We start from the raw sequence: 23,751 nt of genomic DNA, 5'->3' as shown, positions 1-23,751 counted from the left end.
GGGCTGGGAGGCCCGGGACACCAAGGACGAGCGGGCCACAACACCTGGCAGGCCCGTGATCTTTTCCATCACCGCATCAGCCGCACATCGCGGCCGCGACCCGGTCGCGCCACTCGGCCTCCCGGCCGGCGAACTCGGCGGGAGCCAGAACGGAGAGATCACGGGTGCGCGGGTCGTACCGCAGCCGGACCACGACCCGCCTCCGGCGCGCGGGCGGTGGCAGACGATGCGCCGCCCTGACGTCGGTGGTCGTCACCACCTGTTCCACCGGGATCTCGATGCCTCGGCGGCCGGGCGGCCGAGCGAAGAGCGTCGAGGCGAGCACGTGGGCCAGGCCGTAGAAGAGGTGGAACCAGCCGTGAAGATGCCTCTCCGAGAGCCGCGTGGTCCTGAGCTCGGGCAGGCCGAGCAGGGACAGCCCCGTCGTGCGCATGACGAACCGGTCGTCGTCGCCGGGGGTGAAGCTGACGGAGACCCACGTGGCCACCGCGAAATCCTCGCGGGAGAGGAACGGCTCCGAACGCCATTGATCGGGCAGCAACCGCGGGGTGCGCGGATCGAGGCGGATCCCTCGGGTGAGGTCCGCGAGGCGGTCGGTCGCCAGGGCGCACCAGTGCAAGTGGTCGGGCGGCCACCCCGGCGGAGCCGTACAGGTGATCTGGAGATGCCCCTTCGCCATCTCCAGCAGCACAGCGACGAGCGGATCGACGTCGGGCGAGCAGTCCGGGCAGGAGAGCACCCGGATCGCGTGGGCGAGTGACGGATGAGCGCCGTCGATCTCCTCGACCCGCAGCTCGACGCCAGGAGGAAGGGCCCCCACCAGCTCGGTGACCGCGGCGGCGGGAACGGGCTCATCGGGAGCGGCGACCACGTAGGCGACGCTCACCGAGGCGGCCACCGGCAGCAGGATCTTGGCGGTCATGGGCACCTCCACTGGACGACGAAGGCCCAGGCTGGCAGCGCGGCGGACGGCCCTCCCTTCCCGAGTCGCGTTCTGTGGAGAACGCCGGTTGTGTGGAAAACCGGTCGCCGCGGTCGTGTCCCCCATCCGCCGCGCCCGAGCTTCCCGCGGTGTCGGCGAGGGGAGGAAGGTCCGTTTTGTCCCGGTCTACGAGCTCCGGATCAGCGATGCTCCAGCGGGTTCCGAAAACCGGAATCCACAACGGCAAGCTGGCTGCAAGCAGGCTTCGCACAATGGCTGGCATGAAAGCCTCCCCCACTGGACGCCTCAGCGTGCCCCGCCGGCTTGCCGCCGGCGCGACCTTCGTGCTCCTGACCATCACCGGATGCGGTTCCGGCGTCAACGCGCTCCGGAGCGATCAGCCCGTTCCGGAGCGCGTGACCAGCACGGCGACCGAGACCACCCCGCCCACCGAGACCACCCGCCCCACGGAGAACAGCGAGCCGGCCGCGGCCGCGACCGAGACGGGCGACCCGGCCCAGGCCCAGACGGATGTGCGGCCGGGTGGGGCTCTCGTCGACGGCAGCACCGTCGCGGCCGAGCTCGCCCGCGCCGGGCAGAGGGACACGTTCACCCTGGACCTGGGCGACGCCAGGGATTTCTACGTCACCGACATGAACGGCGGCGACATCCAGTTCCAGGTGTTCTCCGAGGTCGACGGCCAGCCGGTCAGCCCGTCCGGCATCGCTCTCAGCTGGGGCACGTCGGTCGTCACGTTGACCAAGGCGGGCAAGCACCGGCTGGAGGTCTTCGGGAACACGAACGTCATCGGGCCGTACAGTTTCAGGATCGCGACGGTGAAGGTCCGCACGTTCCCGGCGACGATCGGCCTGAAGATCGGCGAGGGCAGCCCGGACGGCGCGGGACGGCTGGACGTGCCAGGACGCATCGACCGTTTCGAGTTCGACGCGGACGGCGCCTCGGCCATCAAGATCCTCGGTGGAGCCGGGGCGTGCACGGCCATCGAGCTGGAGCTCACGGATGCCGCGGAGAAGAACATCGCCGGCCCACGGCAGCCCGTCCCACTCTGCGGATACGAGTCGGACATCCCGCTCTCCAATGGAGACGGCCGGTACGCGCTCGTGGTCAGATCAGGTGCGGCGAAGACCGGGGCCTACTCGTTCCAGATCACGCGGGCGGGTTGAGCGTCGACCAGGCGTCCGGTGGCGGTGCGACGCGTGGTCACGCGCCTGGGCCGGTCCCGCGTCAGGACCGGTACAGGTTCCCGCGATACTCCAGCGCGCTCGCGCCCTCCTGGCCCACGAAGTCCAGGGTCGCCCGGTCTTTCAGAGTGAGGGTCATGTCTCCCCCCACACACTGATTCCGCTGTACGCGGGTCAGGTCGAGCACGTTCCCGGTCCTGACCCGGGTCAGCGTGACCTGCTGCTCGCACGCGCCGGCCCGCCACGTCCCCGTCGGCTGGTCACGCAGCAGGGTGAGCGTGACGTCGGCGGTCTTCTGCCGATCGTCCTGCGAGACGACCTGGCCCGTCCACGTTCCGGCGAACGCCTCCGGGACTCCGCCTCCCGGCTGGGCCGAGGGCGGCGTCGACGGTGGCGCGGAAGCCGGTTGCCCGCCTGCGGCCGAGCGTGATCCGGAGTCCCCGCCGGTGTCGGCAGCGGCCTCCGGGCTCGCCGCGCCGTCGCGGTCTCCGGAGGGGCCACCGAGCGCCCCTGTGGCGTACAGCGCCACCGCCGTCACGAGCGCCGCGGCGGTGCCGGTGATCGCGATCAGTACGGCAGGCCGCCGCCCCCGTCGGGGCACCGGCTCACCGTGCTGCGGCGCCGTTTCCCGCACCGCCGTGTCGGAACGGCCGAGGTGGCGGGTGGGTGCCAGGCCGTACGCGGAGCCGACTGGACTCTGCGTTCCGGACGAATCGGTTAAAAGCGGTCTGGTCGGCCCGGGGCCGGCCGCGACCGGAACCTGATCCGCCCGGTCACCCCAGTCAGCGGGCAGGTAGGCGGTGGGCACCGGGCCGACGTCGGGGACCGTGACGGTCGGGGCTCCGGGCTCGACCAGGCGGATCATGAGCTCCCGGGCGGAGGGGCGTACCCCGGGATCCTTGGCGAGGCAGACGGCCAGCGTCTCCCGCAGAGGCGACGGAACGTCCATGAGGTCGGGCTCGGCGTTGAGGATCCGGCTGAAGACCGCGGCGACGGTGTCACTGCCGAACGGCGCACGGCCGGTGGCGGCGTAGACCATGGTCGCGGCCCAGGAGAACACGTCGGCCGCGGGCGATCCGTGCACGCCGCCCAGCTGCTCGGGAGCCATGTACGGCGGGGTGCCGGACAGCGACGAGGGCATCGTGCTGGCGTCGAGTAACTGGGCGATGCCGAAGTCGACCACCCGTGGGCCGTCCGGGCCGAGCAGCACGTTGGCCGGTTTGAAATCCCGATGGATGACCCCCGCGCTGTGGATGGCGGCGAGCGCGGTGGCCGTGGCGACCGCCAGGCGATCGAGGTCGCCCCCACGCAGAGGGCCCTCGTCACGCACCCGATCCTGCAGTGAGGGGCCCGCGATGAACTCGCTCACGACGTAGGGGACGGGCCGGTCGGTCTCCGCCGCCAGCACCCGGGCCGTACAGAAGGGGGCCACCCGCTGTGCCGACTGCAGCTCCCTGGCCAACCGGCGGCGCGAGGCGGGATCCGCGCCGCTGCGAAGCACTTTGATCGCCACCCGCTCGCCGGACCGGCTCCGCCCTTCGTAGACGATCCCCTGCCCGCCCTCGCCCAGACGCCCGACGACCTCGAACTCCCCCAGCACGCGCGGGTCTCCCGGCTCCAGCGGGCCAGCGGGCATCGGCTCCTCCATGCGCGGTGATCTCCTCACCCTAGCGAGGCGAGACCCGACCCACCATGGTCCTCCATCGGGGCGATGGCGAAGGCGAAGGCGCCCGCGCCGGCCGAAGCCGGCGGGGCCCGTCCTTGGGGATCGGGGTCGTACCGGACGACGTGAGGCGGCAGACGCCTCCGTACCGGAATCAGCGTCGTGCGCGCCGCCTCAGCGATGGGCGCTCGGCGGCATCGGCCAGGGTGAGGCGCCACAGGGAGGCCCACTGGTCAGCGGTGAGATCCTTCGGCAGCGCGTAAGGGGACACACGATCCGCCCGCAGCCGGTCGCGGAGCGCCGTACGGTCGACCCGGCCCGTCAGGTCGAGGATCTCGCGCAGTCCGCTCCCTCGTCCGGTGAAGACCTGCTTGACGAAGTCCTGGTACGGCCTGCGGTCGGGGACGAGCGGGTACGCCCGGCGGACCATGGTGAGCAGCCCGCCGTCGACCGAGGGCACGGGCCGGAACGATCGGGCCGGAACCCGCGAGTGCACCTCGAACTCGTACCACGGCCACCAACTCGCGGTCAGCAGGCTGGCTCCTCCCACTCCCGCCCGCCGGCGGGCGACCTCCCACTGCACCAGCAGCACCGCCGCGTGCCACCGGTCTTCCGTGAGAAGCCGCCGCATGATCGGGGTCGTCAGGTGGAAGGGCAGATTGCCGACGATCACGTGCGGGTGCCTGGGGAAGCGGAAGCGCAGGATGTCCGAGTTGACGACGACCACGTTCTCCGGGGTGCGCCGTTCCAGCCGCCGTGCGCGCTTCGGATCGATCTCCACCGCGGTTATCGGTCGGCCGGACCGGCTCAGCGGCAGGGTCATGGCGCCGTCTCCGGGGCCGATCTCCACGATCGGCCCGCTCGTACGCGCGACGAGTCGTTCGACGGTGGCGATCACCGAACGGTCGACGAGGAAGTTCTGACCGAGCTCGTGCCGGCCGCCCTGATAGGGGTGAGACATGGGTGTGCTCCGCGCTGGAAGATCGGAGCCGGGCAGCACGTGGTGCCGCACCGGCGATGACTCCGATGTGCGGCGGAGCTGGTGAACAGTGAGGTCAGCCCGCCGCTAGGCGCGGCGCAGCCTCATGAAACATGTGCAACCCATGTCCGGCACCCTAGCAGCCGGGACGCGGCCGGGATCATGTGCGCCGGACGGGCGGGACCCGCGAAGGGACCGTGCCGGTTGGTCCCGTGCCAGGTCACGCCCCTCTGAGGGGCCTGGGGCCGATGAGCCCTGATCACGTCCTCGCGTACGTGAGGACGACCATCCCGCTGTCGAGGACGCGGGTACCGGTGAGGGTGAAGTAGGTCGGGGAGAAGTCGGCGGTGAACAACGGGATGCCGGATCCGGCGACGACCGGGTACAGCTTGATGACCAGTTCGTCGATCTCTGGGAGCAGGGTGCCCGCGAGGCGGCCACCGCCGGCCAGGTAGATGTCCTTGCCGTCCTCGGCCTTGAGTTCGCGGATCTTGGCGAGCGGATCGCCGGTGACGATCTCGACCGCCGGATCGGGACTGCCGGTGATGCTCCGGGACACCACGTACTGGCGCAGGTGCGCGTACGGGCTGGTCACACCGACTGCCAGCGCGGGCTCGTAGGTGAGGCGTCCCTGCACCGCGGTGTCGAAGTCCCGGTTGCCGTCGTCGACGCCGAGTTGGGCCCGGAGATGGCTCGGCAGCATGTCCGGATAGTCGTCGCGGATGAAGTCCACGACGTCCTGGGTCACGGGGAAGAAGTCGGCGTTGCCGTCCGGCGCGGCGATGAAGCCGTCGATGGTCATGCCGACGTAGTACGTGAGCTTTCGCATGGATCCTTTTCCGTGTCGTTCTGGTGTCGTCTTCCGGTGGAGCCCCGTGCGGGGCTCTGTGCCGAATCCGACGTCGTTCCCTGGGTCGTTCTCGGTGGCGTTCTCAGCGGTCGGGTGAGCGGTGGACCCGACCGCCGCTCACCTGGCTCCGCCGGGCTTGGGCAGCGGCCTCGGCCGGGGTACGGATCGCGGCCTCGGAGCCTGGCGGCGGTCGTGCCGGGGCTGCGGCGGGATCGGCATCCCCCTCCAGCCCGGCGCGGCCATCGCGGCGGAAGCGGTGTTAGCGGTGGAAGCGGTGGAAGCGGTGTTAGCAGTGGACAGTGCGGTGAACTCGACTCGCATACGGGGCCTTTCATCGCTACGTATGTAGTACTCTGCTTGGAGTGATTAGACCGTAGTACTACATTCAGAGTGGTGTCAACCGAGATCGTTGGAGATGCGATGCGGCAGAATCCGGCCAGGCGGGCGGCGCTCGTCGACGCCGCCATCGAGGTCCTGGCCCGCGAGGGCGCGCGCGGACTGACCTTCCGCGCTGTGGACAGCGAGGCGAAGGTGCCGAACGGCACGGCGTCGAACTACTTCACCAACCGCGACGACCTGCTGACACAGGCGGGGGCACGCGTCTACGAGCGGTGGCAGCCGGACGCGCCGGCCTTCGCCGAGGTGGTGGAGGGGCCACGCGACCGCGCCCACCTCACCGCGCTGATGCGCGCGATGGTGGGCCGCCTGACCGACTTCCCGGCGGTCTACCTGGCCCTGATCGAGCTGCGCCTGGAAGCCACCCGCCGCCCCGAACTACGCGCGGTGCTCACCCGGAGGATCCGGACCGACCTGGACGCCAACATCAGCTTCCACCTGGAGTCCGGGATGCCGGGAGACGCCACCACGGTGGTGCTGCTCTACATGGCGCTGAACTGGCTGATCCTGGAGCGGCTCACCCTGCCCGACATCTTTCCCGGATCACAGGTCGATGATCTGGTCGCGGACGCGGTCGAGCGCATCCTGACCCCGGACGCTCCCGTACGCGAGGCGTGAGCGCCGAGCAGGCGTTCTAGCACGAGACAAGTGGCGTCCAAGACGCCCCGATGAAGCTGGTCCGCATGCGCGCCAACACAATGCACCACCTGGCGGCCGTGCTCGACACCCCGGACAGCCGTACCGACGATGGCGGCCACACCGGATGGGTCTACTCGGTGGCCTTCAGCCCGGACGGCGGAATCCTCGCCACCGGCAGCGACGACGACACGGTGAAGTTGTGGCCGACCCGCTGATCCAACCGCCCCTACAGCGGGCCGCTACGGCCCGGACGCCAGAGACCGACGACGCGGCCCCGGCTCCCTCAAGGAGCCGGGGCCGCGTCCATCCCCTGCTGACGCCCCAGACGGCGGAGTCACCTCACATAGGCGGTCCCCGAGGACTTCGTCTTCGTGCCGGTGCCGGAGAAGTCGGCCTTCCAGGTGCCGCCGGTCCCGCCCGGGACCTTCACGCTGTAGTACCCCTTCGCACCGGTCGTGGCCGAGGTGACGTAGGTGTAGGTGGACCGCCCGGACGGCTTGAAGGACAGGCTGATCTTCTGTCCGGACAGCCCCGCCCCCTTCGAGGTCAGATATCCCGACAGCGTGACCTGGCGATTCCGCGATCCCTTGTCCTGGTCGGCGGTGGTGCGCCGCACGCTCTTGCCGTAGCCCACCGGCTTGCCCTGCGACGCCGTGCCGCCGGGGTTCGCCGACCCGGAAGCGGTCCCGGCGCCGCCGCCGGTTCCGCTGCCGGCCCCGCCGCCCGCTCCGTTGATCACGCCCCTGACGGTGACGGATGTGGGATCACGCCGGTCACGCCGGTCGTTCGCTCCGTGGCCGTCACCGCCCTTCCCTGCCTTGCCCTTCCCCGCCTCCTGGCCCTTGCCGCTCCCGCCGTACGCGCCGGTCGTGGGGGTGGGCTGGGCGGCGGCCGTGGCTGTGGGCTTGGCGGTGGACGTCGCACCCGGGCCGGCGGTGGCCGCGAAGGCCGAGGCGGCCGGGATGAGGGCGACGGCGCCGACGGTCGCCGCGAGCAGTCCGGCGGTCATTCGTGTACGCATGGCTTCCTTCCTCGACGGACGAGCAGGACCGGAAATCGGAACGAATCCCGGCCCCCGAGAATCGATTGACTCGCTCGCCGAAAAACGTACATCCACAGGACCGGGAAAAGCGCCGCCCACATTCTTCATTAATTCCTCAGAGAACGGCGCCTCCGGCTCATGAGATATTCATCGCCGCAGGTCAGAGCATTCAAGATCGGCAGAAATGCGCACTTCACAGCCTTCCCCAAGGGGAAGTTTCACATCCGATAATCATCTGACCTGAGAAATCCCTAAACAGAGGACGACCGACATGAACCCGCACCGAAGAACCGCCGCGCGCCCCCTGGAACGCGAAAAGGCGCGAGCCGTACATCGTCTGTACGGCTCGCGCCCCGCGGGAGCGGACCGGGGCGACGGCGGGCCGTCACCCCGGCACTCCGGTCTCGTTACTTGGACGCCTTCAGGTAGTCGGCGTTCATCCGGGCGATCGTGTCGAGGGGGATGCCCTTCGGGCAGACCGCGGTGCACTCACCGGTGTTGGTGCAGCCGCCGAAGCCCTCCATGTCCATCTGCTCGACCATGGCCTTCGCCCGCGAGTCGCGCTCCGGCTGACCCTGCGGCAGCAGGCCCAGGTGCGTGATCTTCGCGGCGGTGAACAACGAGGCCGACCCGTTCGGGCAGGCGGCCACACAGGCGCCGCAGCCGATGCAGGTGGCCGCGTCGAACGCCGCGTCCGCGTCGTCCTTCTTCACCGGGACGCTGTGCGCGTCCGGAGCCGAACCCGCAGGGACGCTGATGAAGCCGCCGGCCTGGATGATCCGGTCGAACGCCGACCGGTCCACGACGAGGTCCTTCACCACCGGGAAGGGCGCCGCGCGCCAGGGCTCGATGGTGATCTCGGCGCCGTCCTCGAAGTGCCGCATGTGGAGCTGGCAGGTGGTGGTCGCGCGCTGCTCACCGTGCGCGACACCGTTGATCACCATGCCGCACATGCCGCAGATGCCCTCGCGGCAGTCGTGGTCGAAGGCGACCGGGTCGTCACCCTCCAGGATGAGCCGCTCGTTGAGTACGTCCAGCATCTCCAGGAACGACATGTCCGGTGAGACGTCCTCGACCTTGTAGGTCACCATCCGTCCCTCATCGGACGAGCCGTTCTGACGCCAGACCTTCAGTGTCAGGTTCATGCCCATCGTTCGCTCACCACTCCTCATTCGCTACGCGAAAAGCTTGCTGCGCGGCGCTTTTCACTCCGCTCACTGCGTCGGGCTCGCTCACTTGTAGCTCCGCTGGGTCATCTTGACGTACTCGTAGTCGAGCACTTCCTTGTGCAGGGTCGGCCCGTCCTCGCCCCACTCCCAGGCGGCGACGTAGGCGAAGTTGTCGTCGTCGCGCAATGCCTCGCCGTCCTGGTCCTGGGACTCGGCGCGGAAGTGGCCGCCGCAGGACTCCGTACGGTGGAGCGCGTCGATGCACATGAGCTCCGCCAGGTCGAAGAAGTCCGCGACCCGACCGGCGCGCTCGAGAGCCTGGTTGAGGCCCTCGGGGTCGCCCGGCACCTTCACGTTGTTCCAGAACTCCTCACGCAGCTCCGGGATCCGCTCCAGGGCCTTGCGCAGCGACTCCTCGGTGCGCTCCATGCCGCAGTAGTCCCACATGAGCTTGCCGAGCTCGCGGTGGTAGGAGTCGGCGGTCCGCGTGCCGTTGACGCTGAGCAGCTTGTCGATCTTCTGCTGGACGGCCTCGCGCGCCTGCGTCACGGCTTCCTCGTCCACCTCGTCGAACGCGGTCGCGCCCGCGAGGTAGTCGCCGATGGTCGTCGGCAGCACGAAGTAGCCGTCGGCCAGGCCCTGCATCAGCGCGGACGCGCCGAGGCGGTTGGCGCCGTGGTCGGAGAAGTTCGCCTCACCGATGACGAACAGGCCGGGGACGGTGGACTGCAGGTCGTAGTCCACCCACAGGCCGCCCATCGTGTAGTGCACGGCGGGGTAGATGCGCATCGGCGACTCGTACGGGTTCTCCCCGGTGATGCGCTCGTACATCTCGAAGAGGTTGCCGTACTTCTTCTCGACCGCGTCACGGCCGAGGCGGGAGATGGCGTCCGCGAAGTCCAGGTACACACCCAGGCCGCCGGGACCGACGCCGCGACCCTCGTCGCAGACGTTCTTGGCGGCGCGGGAGGCGATGTCACGCGGGACGAGGTTTCCGAAAGCGGGATAAATCCGCTCAAGGTAGTAATCGCGCTCATCCTCGGGGATGTCGGCCGGCTTGCGGGCGTCGCCCTTGGCCAGCGGCACCCACACGCGGCCGTCGTTCCGCAGCGACTCCGACATCAGCGTCAGCTTCGACTGGTAGTCACCGCTGACGGGGATGCAGGTCGGGTGGATCTGCGTGTAGCACGGGTTGGCGAACATCGCACCGCGCTGGTGTGCCCGCCAGATCGCCGTGGTGTTGCAGCCCTTGGCGTTGGTGGACAGGAAGAAGACGTTGCCGTACCCGCCGGTCGCGAGAACGACCGCGTCCGCCAGGTGGGTCTCGATCTCTCCGGTCACCATGTCGCGGACGATGACGCCGCGGACGCGCCCGTCGCTGACCACCACGTCCAGCATCTCGTGCCGGGTGTGCATCTCGACGGTCCCGGCCGCGATCTGGCGCTCCAGGGCCGAGTAGGCGCCGAGCAGGAGCTGCTGGCCCGTCTGGCCGCGGGCGTAGAACGTACGGGACACCTGCGCGCCACCGAAGGAGCGGGTGTCCAGCAGGCCGCCGTACTCGCGGGCGAAGGGAACACCCTGGGCCACGGCCTGGTCGATGATGTTCACGCTGACCTGCGCCAGCCGGTACACGTTGGACTCGCGGGCGCGGAAGTCGCCGCCCTTGACCGTGTCGTAGAAGAGCCGGTAGATGCTGTCGCCGTCACCGCGGTAGTTCTTCGCGGCGTTGATCCCGCCCTGCGCGGCGATGGAGTGCGCACGCCGGGGCGAGTCCTGGTAGCAGAACGACTTGACCTTGTAGCCGAGCTCGCCGAGGGTGGCGGCGGCCGACCCTCCGGCCAGCCCGGTGCCGACCACGATGACGTTGATCTTGCGCTTGTTCGCCGGGTTGACCAGCTTCGCCGAGAAACGGCGCGTGTCCCAGCGACCCTCGATCGGCCCCTCGGGCGCCTTCGTGTCCTTGATGGGCTCGCCGACCTTGTAGCCGTGCGTCTCCTGCTCGCTCACTTGATCACTCCGATCATCACCCCGACGGGCACGGCGAGGAAACCGACCACGAGAACCAGCGACACCAGAGCGGCGGCCGCCTTCAGCTTCCCGTAGCTGCGACCGCTCGCCAGGCCCAGCGTCTGGAACGCGCTCCACAGGCCGTGCCGCAGGTGCAGGCCGACCATGATCATCGCCACGACGTAGAAGAGGGTCACCCACCAGCGCGACGGGTCGAAGCCCGCGACCAGCCGGTCATACGGCTCGGCGTCGAAGCCCTCGGGGTTCACCGTGCCGAACGTCATGTCGAGCAGGTGCCAGACGACGAACAACACGATGATGACGCCGCCGTACCGCATGGTGTGCGTGGCGTACCCGTTGGCCTGGGACTTCCGCTTGGCGGCGTACTTCACCGGCCGGGCCTTGGACGCGCGGCGGGCGAGGGACACGGCGGACCACATGTGCAGGGCCACCGCGAGCACGAGAGCGATCTCGACGACGGTCAGCAGCACGCGGTTGGGCACGGCGGGCGAGCCCACGGTCCGCAGCCATTCGGCATAGTGGTTGAAGGAGTCCGCTCCGAAGAACGACTTGAGATTGCCGACCATGTGGCCGACGAGGAAGAGCACCAGGATCGCACCCGTGACGGCCATGACGGCCTTCTTGCCGTTCGACGAGGCGAAGAGGCCCGGGCGGCGGCGTGTGGGGGGACTTGTCTGCGCTGCGTGGGGTGCGACCTGCTTGGTGGCCGCTCCCCGGTCTATCGTGGCTGTCACAGCTGTTCACGCTAGGTTCGGGTTCCGAGGAGAGTCCAAGTCGCGGCGGGCGTCGTCCCCATAGCCGCAGGCTATGACCTGTGGCCCGTACGGCTTACGCGTTCCGGCGACCTCGGCCGGATGCGACAAATCTCACAGCCGTACGCTAGGGAGGCGTGCAGCTCCAGCAACTCGCGTACTTCGTGGCGGTGGCCGAGACCCGGCACTTCACCCATGCCGCCGAGCGGATGCGGGTTGCCCAGCCTTCGCTCAGCAAGCAGATCAGGACTCTGGAGACCGAGCTCGGCGCGCCCCTGTTCAGCCGGGCCCGCGGCAACGTGACGCTGACGCCCGCGGGCGAGGCACTGCTGCCGCTCGCCCGCCGCATGCTCGCCGACGCCGAGACCGCGCGCCGCGAGGTCGCCGAGCTGGCCGGTCTGCGCCGGGGCCGGGTACGGCTCGGCGCCACACCGTCCCTGTGCGCGGGGCTGCTGGCCGACGCCCTCGCCCGGTTCCATCGCGACTATCCCGGCGTGGAACTGCTCGTGGAGGAGAGCGGCTCACGTGACCTCGTCCGCGACCTGGCCAGGGGCCAGCTCGATCTCGCGCTCATCATCCTGCCGCTGCAGAGCAGTGATCCTTCCCTGGTGACCGAGGAGATCCTCAGGGAGAACCTCGTCGTCGCCTCTCCCCCGGGCCGGCGCAGGCCGTACATGCGGATCGAGGACCTGCGCGGGCGGCCGCTGGTGATGTTCCGGCGCGGCTACGACCTGCGCGAGGCGACGCTGACCGCCTGCCGGCAGGCGGGGTTCGAGCCGCGGTTCGCCGTCGAGGGCGGGGAGATGGACGCCGTGCTGCGCTTCGTCGAGGCGGGTCTCGGGATCGCTGTGGTGCCGTCCATGGTGCTGGACGGGCGGCCCGGCCTCGCGGGGACGCCGCTCGCGCCCCCCGGCCTGCGCCGCACCATCGCGCTGGCCCACCGCAAGGACGTCGAGCCCACCCGCGCGGCCGAGGCGTTCCGCGCGACGTTGCTCTACTACCTCGCGGAGGCCGCCCACGACGGCAGCCTCCCCCAGGGCATCGAGCTCATCAGCTCGGACTGACAAATCATCTGACAGCAGACTCGACCGCGATCATTGAGAAGACGGTGACTGACATGCGCGCCATCCGAGGTTCTGCTGGTCGAGGACGACGCGGGCGACGTCCTGTTGACCCAGGAGGCGTTCGAGCTCAACAAGATCAGGAACAACCTGCACGTGGTGAACACCAGTTCATCCGGGCGGTCCGTCAGGTCGATGACTTCTTCGTCACCGTGGTCAAATCATGGTCAAACCACCCTCCACCGCGAACCGGTTCTGATCCCGGTCACTCCCTCGCCCCGATGACGTCGGCCGGCCGGTCGCGAAGCACCATCCGGGCGGGGACGACGGTCGCGGCCAGGGCCAGCGCCGCCGCCGCCGCGACGACCGCCAGGTAGGTCACCGGCGGCACGTACGGCGTGGCCGATCCGGTCATCCCCGCGCCGAACGCGGCGAGCGTCACCAGGGCGACGCCCGTACCGAGTGCGACCGCGACGAGCACCGCGGCGAAGGTCTCCCAGCGGAGCATGCGCATGATCTGCCGCCGGGTGGTGCCGACGAGGCGGAGCAGCGCGAACTCGCGAGCCCGGTCGGTGGTCGCCATCACGAGCGTGTTGACGACCGCGATGGCGGTGAAGGCGATGATCAGGCCCATCGCGACGTAGTTGACCTCGGCGTTGGCCGGCGTGACGATCGCCTCGACCCGGTCCAGCACGCCCACGCCCGGATGGTCGCGCAGCGCGGCGGCCAGCACGGCCCGGTCCACGGACGGGGCGGCCACGAGCACGGTCCGGGCCAGGGGGTCGTCCACGTGCGCGGCGACCAGGTCGTGCGGCAGCGTGAGATCGGCGAAGCCGAGGCCGCGGGTGTAGACGGCGGCGACGGTGAGCGTCGCCGGTGTGCCGTCGCCGAGCGTCAGCGCCACCCGGTCGCCCACGGACACGCCCAGGCCGTCCGCCGCGGTCTCGCTGACCGCGAGCGTGCCGTCGCTCATGCGATCCAGGGAACCCTTCAGCACGCCGAGGTCCATGGTGGACGCGAGACCGGCGGGGGTCACGCCCTGCGCGCCATATTTCGCCAGGCCGACCCGCACCGAGGTACGCAGGACCTCGGTCACCGCCACCACGCCGGGCACCTTCCGTACGGCGTCGGCCGCCGCCTCTGGGACACGCGGCCCGAGGACGTGGTCGGCCCGGGTCCCCACTCGGGCCTGCGTCTCGGCGGCGTGCCCCATGGTGGTCTGGACGAACAGGATCGTGCAGGTCATCGCCACCATCAGGCTGAGCGGGGTGACGACGGCGGCGAGCCGGCCGGTGCCCGCGCGCAGATTGGCCGCGGCGAGGTGGCCGCCCACCCGGAAGGCGCGCATCGGCGCCCCGAGCACGGTGACGGCGACCCGGGCGATGACGGGGCCGAGCAGCGCGACCGCGATCGTCCACACCAGCGCGGTCAGCATGGTCACCGGACTGGAGGCGGCCTCGCTGGACAGCGTGGACAGCACCAGCGTGAGCGTGACGGCGCCGCCGAGGCAGAGCAGCCCGGCGACCAGGCGGCCCCACGGCAGCCCGGACCGGCGCAGCGCGGCCTCGCCCAGCGCCTCGACCGGGCGGATCCTGACGGTACGGCGGGCGGAGATCCTGGCCGCGGCCCACGCCGCCAGCACGGTCGCCCCCAACGCGGCGAAGGCGGGGAACGGGCTCAGCACCAGGTCGAGGTTCGGCGGCATGGCGCCGAGGTCCACGAACCGCGACCGCAGCCAGAACGCCAGCCCCACCCCCAGCACCGTGCCGGGAAGACCCGCGACCAGGCCGATGAGCAGGGCCTCGCCACCGAGCATCGTCCTGATCTGCCGGGGCGTGGCGGCCACCGCGCGCAGCAGCGCGATCTCTCGCTGGCGCTGCTGGATCGACAGCGCGAACGTGCCCACCACCACGAGGACCGCGACCAGCAGCGAGGTGCCGCCCAGCGCGCCGCCGAGGCTGATCAGTTTGACCCTGGCCTTCTCGGCGTCGAGGAACTCGACCGTGCCGCGGTCGTCCCCGGTGTAGGCGAGCGCGTTCGTGCCCTCCAGCACCGCGTTCACGCCCTTCAGGACAACCGTGGGGGCGCCCTCGGGGAACACGCCGATCGCGCTGACCATGTCGTCCGCGCGCCCGCCCAGCAGCCCGGCCAGCCTGCGGGCCTCGGCCGTACCGAAGAACAGGGTGGCCTGGCTGTCCAGCGCCTCCGCCGTCACGCCGACCACGCGGTACGCGCCCACGGTCTCGACGGTGAGCCGCCCGCCGACGGACAGTCCCGACGCGGCGTCGGCGACCACCTCGCCGGGCGCCGCCGGGGCACGTCCCTCACGCAGGGTGAAGGGGGTCAGCGCGGCCGATTCCCAGCCGTGGCCGGCGTACCGGGCACCACCCGCGTGGACGGGGAAGGTCACCTCGGCGACCACCGAACGAACTCCGGGGACGCCCGCCAGCCGACCGGCGAGCGAGGCGGGCACCCAGGCCCGCTCGGACAGCGGCTTGGCCTTGACCTTCGCCTTGACCTCGCCCTCCCCCTTCTGCTTGAGGATCGTCTCGCGCACGTTCTGGTCCCCGGCGACCAGTACGGGAGCGCCGGCGTACCGCTCGGGCCGAACCTGGCCGCGCAGTCCGGTCTCCAGCAGGGCGCCGCAGGCGCAGACGAGCGCGGCGGCGCACAGCAGCGCGAAGAACGCTCCGGCGAAGCCGGCCGTGCGGTTCCGCATGGTGTGCAGCGCGAACCCGATCATCACACCCACGCTCCCAGCCGGGTCATGCGGTCGGCGACGCCGTCGACCGTCGGGGCGCTCATCGTGTCGACGACGCGCCCGTCGGCGAGGAACAGCACGGTGTCGGCGTACGACGCGGCGTGCGGGTCGTGGGTCACCATCACCACCGTCTGGCCGAGACCGTCCACCACCTCCCGGAGCAGGGTGAGCACGTCTCGCGCCGTCATCATGTCGAGGGCGCCCGTCGGCTCGTCGCCGAACACCACCTCGGGCCGCGTCACCAGCGCCCTGGCGATCGCCACCCGCTGCTGCTGCCCGCCGGAGAGCTCGGCGGGCCGGTGCCCGGTACGGCCGTCGAGCCGGACCCGGCGGACCACCTCGTCCAGCCAGTCCCGGTCGACCCGGGTCCCGGCGAGGCGCAGCGGCAGCGTGATGTTCTGCAGCACCGTGAGCGACGACACCAGGTTGAACGCCTGGAACACGAAGCCGACCCGCTCCCTGCGCAGCTCGGTCAGCCGCGTCTCGTCCATCCCCGCCAGTTCGGTGCCGCCGAGCCGTACCGAACCGGAGGTCGGCCGGTCCAGCCCGGCCGCGCAGTGGAGGAACGTGCTCTTGCCCGAGCCGGACGGCCCCATCACCGCGGTGAAGCCGCCGCGGGGGATGCCGATCGTCACCTCGCGCAGGGCGGCCACCGCGCCCTGCCCCTTGCCGTACACCTTGCTCACGGCGTCCAGCCGTACCGCGTCGTCCATGGTGTTCAGCCTGCTGAAGCGGGAGAACGTGAACCAGAGAGCCGATCACCAGTCGACCATGACGACGTCATGAGTCGGACACTGATAGACATGTCGCCGTGATCAGGGTTCTGCTGGCCGAAGATCAGCACGTCGTACGCGGAGCGCTCGTCGCGTTGCTGGAACTGGAGGACGACCTGACGGTGGTGGACGCCGTCGGCTCCGGCGACGCCGTGCTGCCCGCCGCGCTCCGGCACCGGCCGGACGTCGCCGTGCTCGACATCGACATGCCCGGCCTGGACGGCCTCTCCGCCGCGGCCGAGCTACGCGCGAAGCTGCCCGAGTGCCGCACGCTCATGCTCACCGGGCACGGCAGGCCGGGCCAGCTGCGCCGGGCGCTGAGCGCCCAGGTCAACGGGTTCCTGCTGAAGACCGCGCCGCCGGACGACCTGATCGCGGCGATCCGCGCGATCGCCGCGGGGGGCCGCGTCCTCGACCCCTCATTGGCCGTCGCCGCCTGGGACCTCGCCGACAACCCCCTCACGCCACGCGAGGCGGACGTGCTACGGCTGGCCGCCGGTGGCGCCGGGGCGACCGAGATCGCCGCGGAGCTGTTCCTCACCGCCGGGACCGTCCGCAACTATCTCACCGCGATCGTGGCGAAGCTCGGCGCCCGCAACCGCACGGACGCCGTCCGCGTCGCCCAGGAGTCCGGCTGGATCTAGGAGGGCACCCACATCGAGGACGGCCAGCAGCCGGAACCAGCCGTCCCCGTCCGCCCTGGCCGTCAGCTCGCCGCCGAGCGCGGCCATCCGGGTGGTGAGGTTGCCGATGCCCGCGCCCGGTCGGGTCCGCCCGGCGTTCGGGCCCACTCCGTCGTTCGCCACGCCGAGCCGTACGACGCCCTCGGAGACTCCGGACTCGATGTGGCATCGCCGCGCGGAGCTGTGCCTGAGCACGTTGGTCACCGCCTCGCGCAGGACCGTGCCGAGTACGGTCTCCGCGGGGCCGGGCAGCGGTCCGTGGCCGAGCGAGAGCCGGACCTCCATTCCGGCGGCGGTCAGCACGGAGCGGGCGAAGTCCGCCTCCTCCTCCAATGACATCTCGCGATGGTCGCCCGACGCGCTCCGCAGGTCGGCCTCCGCCCGCTCGGCCATCGCCATGACATCGGCGATCTCCCGCCGGGCCCGCTCCGGATCGGCGTCCGCCAGGCGGCGGGCCAGCTCGCACTTGAGCAGGATCGCCGCCAGGTTGTGGCCGAGGAGATCGTGCAGGTCACGGGCCGCGCGCAGCCGCTCCTGGACGACCGCGGCGCGGGCCGGCTCCTCCCGCGAGTCCTGTAGTTCCTTAACGAACCGGGCCAGCCGCACCAGACCATGGATCACCAGCCCGGTGACCAGCGTGCTGACGGTGTAGTTGACCACCATCCCCGCGGGCAACCCCCACGCGGCCCCGATCGCCGCCACGCTCCCCATGACGGCCATGACGAGCGGCCACGCCACCGCCGGGCGGAACGCGAGCAGCAGCGGCCCCGCCAGGAAACCGGCCACCCCCAGCCAGACCCGGTCGAACACGAACAGGGGCGGATAGGTGAGCAGGGCCATGGCCACGAGCGCGTACGGACGTCGCCCGCGTACGGACCGGAACTGGAGGAACGCGATCACCGCCTGGCACGCCGCCGCCGGAAGCACCAGCTCTTCCGGGACGAGCAGCAGGGCCTTCACGCAGAATCCGGCGATTACCGTCGCGAGCAGGCCGATCGACAGCCCGTAGGCGGTGTCCGGCGGTGGCGGGGCGGGCGGCGTGGCCGGGATGGCGGCCTCGACCGTGAACCGGCCGTCCGGATCGAGCCCGGCGCGCACCTCCCCGGCCGCCGCCATCTGGTCGATGACATCGTCGAGTCCCTCGACGCCCGCGCCCGCGGTGCGCACGCCGTCGTTGGTCACGCGCAGCCGGACCATGCCGTCGCGGTGGGCGGTCTCGATCACGCAGTGCCCGGCCGTGCCGTGCCGTACGACGTCGGTGACGGCGTCGCGGAGCACGGTCGCGAGCAGGGCACCGGCGGGCCCGAGCGGCTCGGTGTGGCTGATCCGCACCACCGCCTCGATCCCCGCCGCCGACAGCAGCGCCCGCGCGGTCGCCACCTCCGGGGCGAGCGACAGCGCGCGGTATCCCGCCGCGGCCGACCGCGCGTCGGCGAGGCAGCGCCGGGCCGTCGCGGCGACCTCCCCGATCGTCTCCTTCATCTCCTCGGAGCCGTCCGCCGCCGCGCTGCCGGTCTCCTGGCCGCCCGATTCCGTACGGCCCATGGCCCGGCGCGCGCCGCGTTCGATGGCGTCGAGCCCCCGGCCGATCCCCTCGTTCAGTTCGGTGGCGATCCGGAGGCGCTCCTCGGCGACGGCGGCCATCGCGAGCCCGAGCCGGGCGGCGGCGACATCGTCCACCCGGTCCGCCATCCGGGTCAGGCCGTAGATCACCAGGGCGGTGAGGAGCGTGCTGATCGTAGAGTCGATCATGATGAGCGTGTCCGCAGAGCGCACGGCCTGGACGAGGGCCGCACCGGCCACGACGAGGACCGCCGCGGGCCACGCCGAGACCAGCAGGAACGAACCGGCCAGGAACCCCAGCACGCCGACGGACACGTCGAGACCGAGCACCGCCACCGCCGCGAGGACCGCCTGTACGGCGAGCAACGCCGGGCCGCGGAAGCGCCGCCACCGGGGAACGACGTACGCGAGCTGGAGCACGAGGATCGCCACCGCCAGCAGTGCCTCCGCCACGCCGTCGGCGGCCAGCACGTACACGGCGGCGAAACCGGTGAGCGTGACGGCGACGGTCAGCCGGGCGAGCCGCGGAACCGGTTCGGCCCCCGCGAGCGACGGTTTCTCTCGGGTCACTCCAGCCTCGACCTCCCCTTTGGTCAGGGGCCAGTCTTCCAGAACGCCCGATAAATCCGGACAAGTGGGGGAATACTGCCGGAGCACCCCCGAGACGTGACGACAATCACACTCTCTTGCCGAAATAGGGGGTGACCCTTCTCACATTTTGCCCTGTCAGCGTCGTAACGTATCCCCCACCAACACGCGTCGGCGTTGTTACACACCTCGCTGTTACACCTGTGGCGCATCGGCCGGCGCGACACGAATGAACACCCGGGCCCCCTCGGCGTACAACAGGGTCCGCGGAAGGTGGAGAGGTCTCTGATGACCCAGACAACGGCCGAAAACCCGGCCAGAAAGCAGCGCGCCCAGCTCAAGGTACGCACCCTGCGCACCGACAGATGGTGGCTCGCCCCCGCGCTGACATTCACCGGGCTACTGACATTCCTTATTTACGGGTTCTGGGCGATTTTCGACCAGAGCTACCTGGCGGAGCCGTACATCGCGCCCTTCGCCTCGCCCTGCCTGGCGACGGCGTGTCCCGAAGGGGCACGCCTGTTCGGCCTGGCCCCCATCGGCGACTGGTACACGTGGCCCCCCGGGCTACTGATCCTGGGCCTGCCCGGGGGCTTCCGGCTCACCTGCTACTACTACCGCAAGTCCTACTACCGCTCGTTCTGGCTGTCGCCGCCCGCCTGCTCGGTGGCCGAGCCGCACGGGAAGTACACCGGTGAGACGCGCCTGCCGCTGATCATCCAGAACATCCACCGCTACTTCTTCTACTTCGCGGTGATCATCGGACTTATCCTCACCTATGACGCGGTTCTCGCGTTCAGGGATAAAGAGGGCAACTGGGGACATGTGGGTCTCGGCTCGATCATCCTCTTGGTCAACGCGATCCTGATTCTTGGCTACACCTTCGGCTGCCATTCCTGCCGGCACATCACAGCGGGCCGCCTGAACAACTTCTCCAAGCACCCGCTCAGGTACAAGGCGTGGACGTTCGTGTCGAAACTCAACGCCAAGCACCAGCAATTGGCCTGGGCGTCGATGTTCTCGGTCATGATCGCCGACCTCTACGTGCGGCTGGTCGCCAAGGGCATCATCAACTTCCCGTTCGCCTAACGAGGGATCACAGTGGAAATCGAGCGTCACGAATACGACGTCGTCGTCATCGGCGCGGGAGGCGCCGGACTCCGCGCGGCGATCGAGGCGCGGCAGCAGGGCAAGCGCACGGCCATCGTCTGCAAGTCGCTCTTCGGCAAGGCGCACACTGTCATGGCCGAGGGCGGCGCCGCGGCCGCGATGGGGAACGTCAACCCCGACGACAACTGGATGGTGCACTTCCGCGACACCATGCGCGGAGGCAAGTTCCTGAACAACTGGCGGATGGCCGAGCTGCACGCCAAGGAGGCCCCGGACCGGGTCTGGGAGCTGGAGGCGTGGGGCGCGCTGTTCGACCGCACCAAGGACGGCAAGATCAGCCAGCGTAACTTCGGCGGGCACGAGTACCCCCGGCTGGCGCACGTCGGCGACCGCACCGGCCTCGAACTCATCCGCACCCTGCAGCAGCGCGTCGTCGCGCTCCAGCAGGAGGACGAGAAGCTGCACGGCGATCCCGAGGCGTACATCAAGGTCTTCGCCGAGTGCACGGTCACCCGCCTGATCAAGGACGGCGACGCGATCGCCGGGGCCTTCGGCTACTGGCGGGAGACCGGGAAGTTCATCCTCTTCGACGCCCCCGCCGTGGTGCTGGCCACCGGCGGCATCGGCAAGTCCTACGTCGTCACGTCCAACTCCTGGGAGTACACCGGTGACGGCCACGCGCTCGCCCTGCTCGCGGGCGCGAAGCTGATCAACATGGAGTTCATCCAGTTCCACCCGACGGGCATGGTCTGGCCGCCGTCGGTGCGCGGCATCCTCGTCACGGAGTCCGTACGCGGCGACGGCGGTGTGCTGCGCAACTCCGAGGGCCGGCGCTTCATGTTCGACTACGTGCCGGACGTGTTCAAGGACAAGTACGCCACGACGGAGGAGGAGGGCGACCGCTGGTACACCGACCAGGCGAACAACCGCCGGCCTCCGGAGCTGCTGCCGCGTGACGAAGTGGCCAGGGCCATCAACTCCGAGGTGAAGGCGGGCCGCGGCTCACCGCAGGGCGGCGTCTTCCTGGACGTCTCCAGCCGGCTGCCCGCCGCCGAGATCATCAAGCGGCTGCCGTCGATGCACCACCAGTTCAAGGAGCTGGCCGACGTCGACATCACCAAGGAGCCCATGCAGGTCGGCCCGACGTGCCACTACATCATGGGCGGCGTGGAGGTCGACGCCGACACCGGCGCCGCGTCCGTGCCCGGCCTGTTCGCGGCCGGCGAGGTCTCCGGCGGCATGCACGGTTCCAACCGCCTCGGCGGCAACTCCCTGTCCGACCTGCTGGTCTTCGGCCGCCGGGCCGGAGAGGGCGCCGCCTCGTACATCAACGGCCTGGCGAAGCGGCCGGTCGTGGCGGAGACGGCGGTCGAGGACGCGCGGGCCGAGGCGCTCGCGCCCCTGGAGCGGTCGGGCGGCGAGAACCCCTACGAGGTCCACCACGAGCTGCAGCGGACGATGAACGAGCTCGTCGGCATCATCCGCAAGGCCGAGGAGGTCTCCGAGGCCCTGGAGGCGGTCGAGAAGCTCAAGGAGCGGGCGACGCACACCGCCTCTCCGGGCGGCCGGATCTACAACCCCGGCTGGCACCTCGCCCTCGACCTCCGCAACATGCTGCTCGTCAGCGAGTGCGTCGCGCGCGCCGCTCTCCTGCGTGAGGAGAGCCGGGGCGGGCACACCCGGGACGACTACCCGAAGATGTCGCCCGAGTGGCGGCGCAGGCTCCTGGTCTGCTCGGCGACGCCGGACGGCGCGGCCGTGAGCGTCGAGGAGCGGATCCAGCCGTCGATGCGCGGTGACCTGCTGGCCCTGTTCGACCGGACGGAGCTCAGCAAGTACCTCACCGAGGACGAGCTGGCGGAGTACGACGCGGTCAAGGAGTCGTGATGGGATACAAGGCCAAGTTCCGCGTCTGGCGCGGAGAGGGCGGAGACGGCCGCCTTGAGGACTTCACCGTCGAGGTGAACGAGGGCGAGGTCGTCCTCGACGTCATCCACCGGCTGCAGGCCACACAGGCTCCCGACCTCGCGGTCCGCTGGAACTGCAAGGCGGGCAAGTGCGGCTCGTGTTCGATGGAGATCAACGGCAAGCCGCGGCTGGGCTGCATGACGCGGATGTCCACGTTCGAGGAGTCCGAGACGATCACGGTCACCCCGATGCGGACATTCCCCGTCATCAAGGACCTGGTGACCGACGTCTCGTTCAACTACCAGAAGGCGCGCGAGATCCCGTCGTTCACCCCGCCCAGGGACGTCAAGCCGGGCGAGTACCGCATGCAGCAGGTCGATGTCGAGCGGTCCCAGGAGTTCCGCAAGTGCATCGAGTGCTTCATGTGCAACAACGTCTGCCACGTCATCCGTGACCACGATGAGAACAAGCCGGCCTTCGCCGGCCCGCGCTTCCTCATGCGGATCGCGGAGCTCGACATGCACCCGTACGACGTGGCCGACCGCAAGGAGTCCGCGCAGGACGAGCACGGCCTCGGCTACTGCAACATCACCAAGTGTTGCACCGAGGTCTGCCCGGAACACATCAAGATCACGGACAACGCGCTGATCCCGATGAAGGAGCGCGTCGTCGACCGGAAGTACGACCCCCTGGTCTGGCTGGGCAACAAGATCTTCAAGCGTTCCAGCTGAGCAGGGGCTCTCCGGAGCCGTACACGGCCGTCCGCGCGTCCCGCGCGGACGGCCGTCGCCATGTGGGGGGAGCTTGACGATGCCGAAGCCGGCGGTGTCGAAGTCTCGTCCGGGCTCGGAGATGCGAGGGAATCGCCGCCCCGGCGCACGCCGGATGGTCGGCACTCTCCAGGCGTGATCGCCAGGCGTCTCGTCGCACCCTGCTCACAATATGCGTACCACGCATATAGTGCGCAACGCGCAATGTCGGATAGAGTCTCCTCATGAGTGACGACGCCATGGACCTCCGGGCGCGCAACAAGCAGGCCACCCGGGAGGCGATCAGCCACGCCGCGCTGCGCCTGGCCATCGAGCAGGGCCCCCACGGGCTGGCCCTGGTGCGCGTCCACGACATCGCCACGGCCGCGGGAGTCTCCCCCCGCACCTACAACAACTACTTCTCCAGCAGGGAGGAGGCGATCTGCTCCTTCCAGGCCGATCAGTCCAGGCGCGCGGGGAAGGCACTGCGCTCCCGACCCGCCGACGAGCCGCTGGATCAGGCCGTCATCGCGGCCGTGATCGAGCTCTACACCGATCCTGAGCCTGACAAGGCGGGCCTACGCATGATCATGTCGACGCCCGAACTGGAGGGCGAGGCGCTGAAGGCGTTCACCATGGCGGAGGGACCACTCGCCGAGGCGATCGCGGCACGCACCGGCACCGACGCCGGACGCGACCTGTTCCCCGCCGTCACGGCCGCCGCGGTCGCCGGCGCCATCCGCGTGGCGGGGCGGCACTGGCTCGCGCCCGGCAACACCGAATCCTTCGCCGCCATCCTGCGCCGCGCCCTGTCCTGCGTCGTTCCCGCCACGTCCCCCGAAGACCCGCAGGACCAGTGACCAGCACACGCGGGCCCGGCAGCACCTCATCCTTCACGCCCCGGTACCGGTCA

General features: G+C 70.3%; 19 protein-coding genes and 2 pseudogenes. 10 read left to right on the top strand and 11 right to left on the bottom strand.

Annotated features, from left to right (window positions below; all coding sequences use genetic code 11):
• Positions 1-76 precede the first annotated feature (76 nt).
• Entirely contained in the window at positions 77-922 is an 846-nt protein-coding gene (locus IMZ11_RS01780; RefSeq protein WP_228637062.1) for a hypothetical protein, read from the bottom strand.
• Positions 923-1,203: 281 nt separating this feature from the next.
• On the opposite strand from IMZ11_RS01780, the gene IMZ11_RS01775 reads away from it, so the two are divergent.
• Positions 1,204-2,106: a hypothetical protein gene (locus IMZ11_RS01775; RefSeq protein WP_228637059.1), complete on the top strand. Its 903-nt coding sequence runs from the start codon at positions 1,204-1,206 to the stop codon at positions 2,104-2,106.
• 61 nt (positions 2,107-2,167) lie between these two features.
• On the opposite strand, the gene IMZ11_RS01770 is transcribed toward IMZ11_RS01775, so the two are convergent.
• The 3 genes from IMZ11_RS01770 to IMZ11_RS01760 all read right to left on the bottom strand — a co-directional run bounded on the left by IMZ11_RS01770 (position 2,168) and on the right by IMZ11_RS01760 (position 5,595).
• Positions 2,168-3,760 (bottom strand): serine/threonine-protein kinase, encoded by a 1,593-nt coding sequence (locus IMZ11_RS01770; protein ID WP_228637056.1) that lies wholly within the window; start codon positions 3,758-3,760, stop codon positions 2,168-2,170.
• A gap of 181 nt (positions 3,761-3,941) precedes the next feature.
• Positions 3,942-4,748: a 23S ribosomal RNA methyltransferase Erm gene (gene erm, locus IMZ11_RS01765; protein WP_228637053.1), complete on the bottom strand. Its 807-nt coding sequence runs from the start codon at positions 4,746-4,748 to the stop codon at positions 3,942-3,944.
• Positions 4,749-5,025: 277 nt separating this feature from the next.
• Positions 5,026-5,595: a dihydrofolate reductase family protein gene (locus tag IMZ11_RS01760; RefSeq protein WP_228637050.1), complete on the bottom strand. Its 570-nt coding sequence runs from the start codon at positions 5,593-5,595 to the stop codon at positions 5,026-5,028.
• Between the two features lie 441 nt (positions 5,596-6,036).
• Between IMZ11_RS01760 and IMZ11_RS01755 the strand changes: the two genes are divergently transcribed.
• Both IMZ11_RS01755 and IMZ11_RS01750 read left to right on the top strand, forming a co-directional pair.
• Positions 6,037-6,630, top strand: coding sequence for a TetR/AcrR family transcriptional regulator (locus tag IMZ11_RS01755; RefSeq protein ID WP_228637047.1), 594 nt, complete (start codon positions 6,037-6,039; stop codon positions 6,628-6,630).
• Positions 6,631-6,695: 65 nt separating this feature from the next.
• The gene (locus IMZ11_RS01750; protein WP_228637044.1) at positions 6,696-6,866 is read left to right on the top strand and encodes a WD40 repeat domain-containing protein; all 171 of its coding nucleotides are present in this window, start codon (positions 6,696-6,698) and stop codon (positions 6,864-6,866) included.
• Between the two features lie 119 nt (positions 6,867-6,985).
• Here the strand turns inward: IMZ11_RS01750 and IMZ11_RS01745 are convergent, their stop codons facing one another.
• The 4 genes from IMZ11_RS01745 to IMZ11_RS01730 form a co-directional block, all read right to left on the bottom strand.
• Positions 6,986-7,672, bottom strand: a complete 687-nt coding sequence (locus tag IMZ11_RS01745; protein ID WP_228637041.1) for a hypothetical protein — start codon at positions 7,670-7,672, stop codon at positions 6,986-6,988.
• Positions 7,673-8,100: 428 nt separating this feature from the next.
• Positions 8,101-8,838, bottom strand: coding sequence for a succinate dehydrogenase/fumarate reductase iron-sulfur subunit (locus tag IMZ11_RS01740; protein ID WP_061259407.1), 738 nt, complete (start codon positions 8,836-8,838; stop codon positions 8,101-8,103).
• An 87-nt stretch (positions 8,839-8,925) separates the two neighbouring features.
• Positions 8,926-10,869 (bottom strand): fumarate reductase/succinate dehydrogenase flavoprotein subunit, encoded by a 1,944-nt coding sequence (locus IMZ11_RS01735; RefSeq protein WP_228637039.1) that lies wholly within the window; start codon positions 10,867-10,869, stop codon positions 8,926-8,928.
• Positions 10,866-11,624: a succinate dehydrogenase cytochrome b subunit gene (locus tag IMZ11_RS01730; RefSeq protein WP_228637036.1), complete on the bottom strand. Its 759-nt coding sequence runs from the start codon at positions 11,622-11,624 to the stop codon at positions 10,866-10,868. Before IMZ11_RS01730 ends, IMZ11_RS01735 begins: the two co-directional genes overlap by 4 nt.
• A gap of 155 nt (positions 11,625-11,779) precedes the next feature.
• On the opposite strand from IMZ11_RS01730, the gene IMZ11_RS01725 reads away from it, so the two are divergent.
• Positions 11,780-12,706, top strand: a complete 927-nt coding sequence (locus IMZ11_RS01725) for a LysR family transcriptional regulator (protein WP_061259382.1) — start codon at positions 11,780-11,782, stop codon at positions 12,704-12,706.
• A 48-nt stretch (positions 12,707-12,754) separates the two neighbouring features.
• A pseudogene (locus IMZ11_RS01720) lies at positions 12,755-12,868 on the top strand (response regulator); the annotation flags it as partial.
• Between the two features lie 100 nt (positions 12,869-12,968).
• Here IMZ11_RS01720 and IMZ11_RS01715 read toward each other — a convergent pair.
• Both IMZ11_RS01715 and IMZ11_RS01710 read right to left on the bottom strand, forming a co-directional pair.
• Positions 12,969-15,446 carry an FtsX-like permease family protein gene (locus tag IMZ11_RS01715; RefSeq protein WP_228637033.1) on the bottom strand — a complete coding sequence of 826 codons (2,478 nt, stop codon included), beginning with the start codon at positions 15,444-15,446 and terminating at the stop codon, positions 12,969-12,971.
• The gene (locus IMZ11_RS01710; protein WP_228637030.1) at positions 15,446-16,177 is read right to left on the bottom strand and encodes an ABC transporter ATP-binding protein; all 732 of its coding nucleotides are present in this window, start codon (positions 16,175-16,177) and stop codon (positions 15,446-15,448) included. The genes IMZ11_RS01715 and IMZ11_RS01710 overlap by 1 nt, the downstream gene beginning before the upstream one ends.
• A gap of 98 nt (positions 16,178-16,275) precedes the next feature.
• On the opposite strand from IMZ11_RS01710, the gene IMZ11_RS01705 reads away from it, so the two are divergent.
• Positions 16,276-16,881, top strand: coding sequence for a DNA-binding response regulator (locus IMZ11_RS01705; RefSeq protein WP_228637027.1), 606 nt, complete (start codon positions 16,276-16,278; stop codon positions 16,879-16,881).
• A gap of 387 nt (positions 16,882-17,268) precedes the next feature.
• On the opposite strand, the pseudogene IMZ11_RS01700 reads toward IMZ11_RS01705, so the two are convergent.
• Positions 17,269-17,583, bottom strand: a pseudogene (locus IMZ11_RS01700) (histidine kinase); the annotation flags it as partial.
• 1,776 nt (positions 17,584-19,359) lie between these two features.
• On the opposite strand from IMZ11_RS01700, the gene IMZ11_RS01695 reads away from it, so the two are divergent.
• From IMZ11_RS01695 to IMZ11_RS01680, 4 genes are all read left to right on the top strand, one after another.
• On the top strand, positions 19,360-20,160 hold the full coding sequence (locus IMZ11_RS01695; protein WP_228637024.1) for a hypothetical protein: 801 nt from the start codon (positions 19,360-19,362) through the stop codon (positions 20,158-20,160).
• A 12-nt stretch (positions 20,161-20,172) separates the two neighbouring features.
• Entirely contained in the window at positions 20,173-22,068 is a 1,896-nt protein-coding gene (locus tag IMZ11_RS01690; protein ID WP_228637021.1) for a fumarate reductase/succinate dehydrogenase flavoprotein subunit, read from the top strand.
• A complete protein-coding gene (locus IMZ11_RS01685; protein ID WP_228637018.1) occupies positions 22,068-22,820 on the top strand; it encodes a succinate dehydrogenase/fumarate reductase iron-sulfur subunit in 753 nt (250 codons plus the stop codon). The genes IMZ11_RS01690 and IMZ11_RS01685 overlap by 1 nt, the downstream gene beginning before the upstream one ends.
• A 263-nt stretch (positions 22,821-23,083) precedes the next feature.
• Entirely contained in the window at positions 23,084-23,698 is a 615-nt protein-coding gene (locus IMZ11_RS01680; protein ID WP_061259389.1) for a TetR/AcrR family transcriptional regulator, read from the top strand.
• Positions 23,699-23,751: the final 53 nt, after the last annotated feature.

It is taken from the genome of Microtetraspora sp. AC03309 (assembly GCF_020826795.1).
GTDB classification, from domain to species: domain Bacteria; phylum Actinomycetota; class Actinomycetes; order Streptosporangiales; family Streptosporangiaceae; genus Microtetraspora; species Microtetraspora glauca.
This window is presented reverse-complemented; position numbering and strand designations above follow the sequence as displayed.

Coding starts and splice junctions, on each gene's coding strand:
- IMZ11_RS01780 (WP_228637062.1), bottom strand. CDS start 922: ATGACCGCCAAGATCCTGCTGCCGGTGGCCGCCTCGGTGAGCGTCGCC.
- IMZ11_RS01775 (WP_228637059.1), top strand. CDS start 1,204: ATGAAAGCCTCCCCCACTGGACGCCTCAGCGTGCCCCGCCGGCTTGCC.
- IMZ11_RS01770 (WP_228637056.1), bottom strand. CDS start 3,760: ATGCCCGCTGGCCCGCTGGAGCCGGGAGACCCGCGCGTGCTGGGGGAG.
- erm (WP_228637053.1), bottom strand. CDS start 4,748: ATGTCTCACCCCTATCAGGGCGGCCGGCACGAGCTCGGTCAGAACTTC.
- IMZ11_RS01760 (WP_228637050.1), bottom strand. CDS start 5,595: ATGCGAAAGCTCACGTACTACGTCGGCATGACCATCGACGGCTTCATC.
- IMZ11_RS01755 (WP_228637047.1), top strand. CDS start 6,037: ATGCGGCAGAATCCGGCCAGGCGGGCGGCGCTCGTCGACGCCGCCATC.
- IMZ11_RS01750 (WP_228637044.1), top strand. CDS start 6,696: ATGCGCGCCAACACAATGCACCACCTGGCGGCCGTGCTCGACACCCCG.
- IMZ11_RS01745 (WP_228637041.1), bottom strand. CDS start 7,672: ATGCGTACACGAATGACCGCCGGACTGCTCGCGGCGACCGTCGGCGCC.
- IMZ11_RS01740 (WP_061259407.1), bottom strand. CDS start 8,838: ATGAACCTGACACTGAAGGTCTGGCGTCAGAACGGCTCGTCCGATGAG.
- IMZ11_RS01715 (WP_228637033.1), bottom strand. CDS start 15,446: ATGATCGGGTTCGCGCTGCACACCATGCGGAACCGCACGGCCGGCTTC.
- IMZ11_RS01710 (WP_228637030.1), bottom strand. CDS start 16,177: ATGGACGACGCGGTACGGCTGGACGCCGTGAGCAAGGTGTACGGCAAG.
- IMZ11_RS01695 (WP_228637024.1), top strand. CDS start 19,360: ATGACCCAGACAACGGCCGAAAACCCGGCCAGAAAGCAGCGCGCCCAG.
- IMZ11_RS01685 (WP_228637018.1), top strand. CDS start 22,068: ATGGGATACAAGGCCAAGTTCCGCGTCTGGCGCGGAGAGGGCGGAGAC.
- IMZ11_RS01680 (WP_061259389.1), top strand. CDS start 23,084: ATGAGTGACGACGCCATGGACCTCCGGGCGCGCAACAAGCAGGCCACC.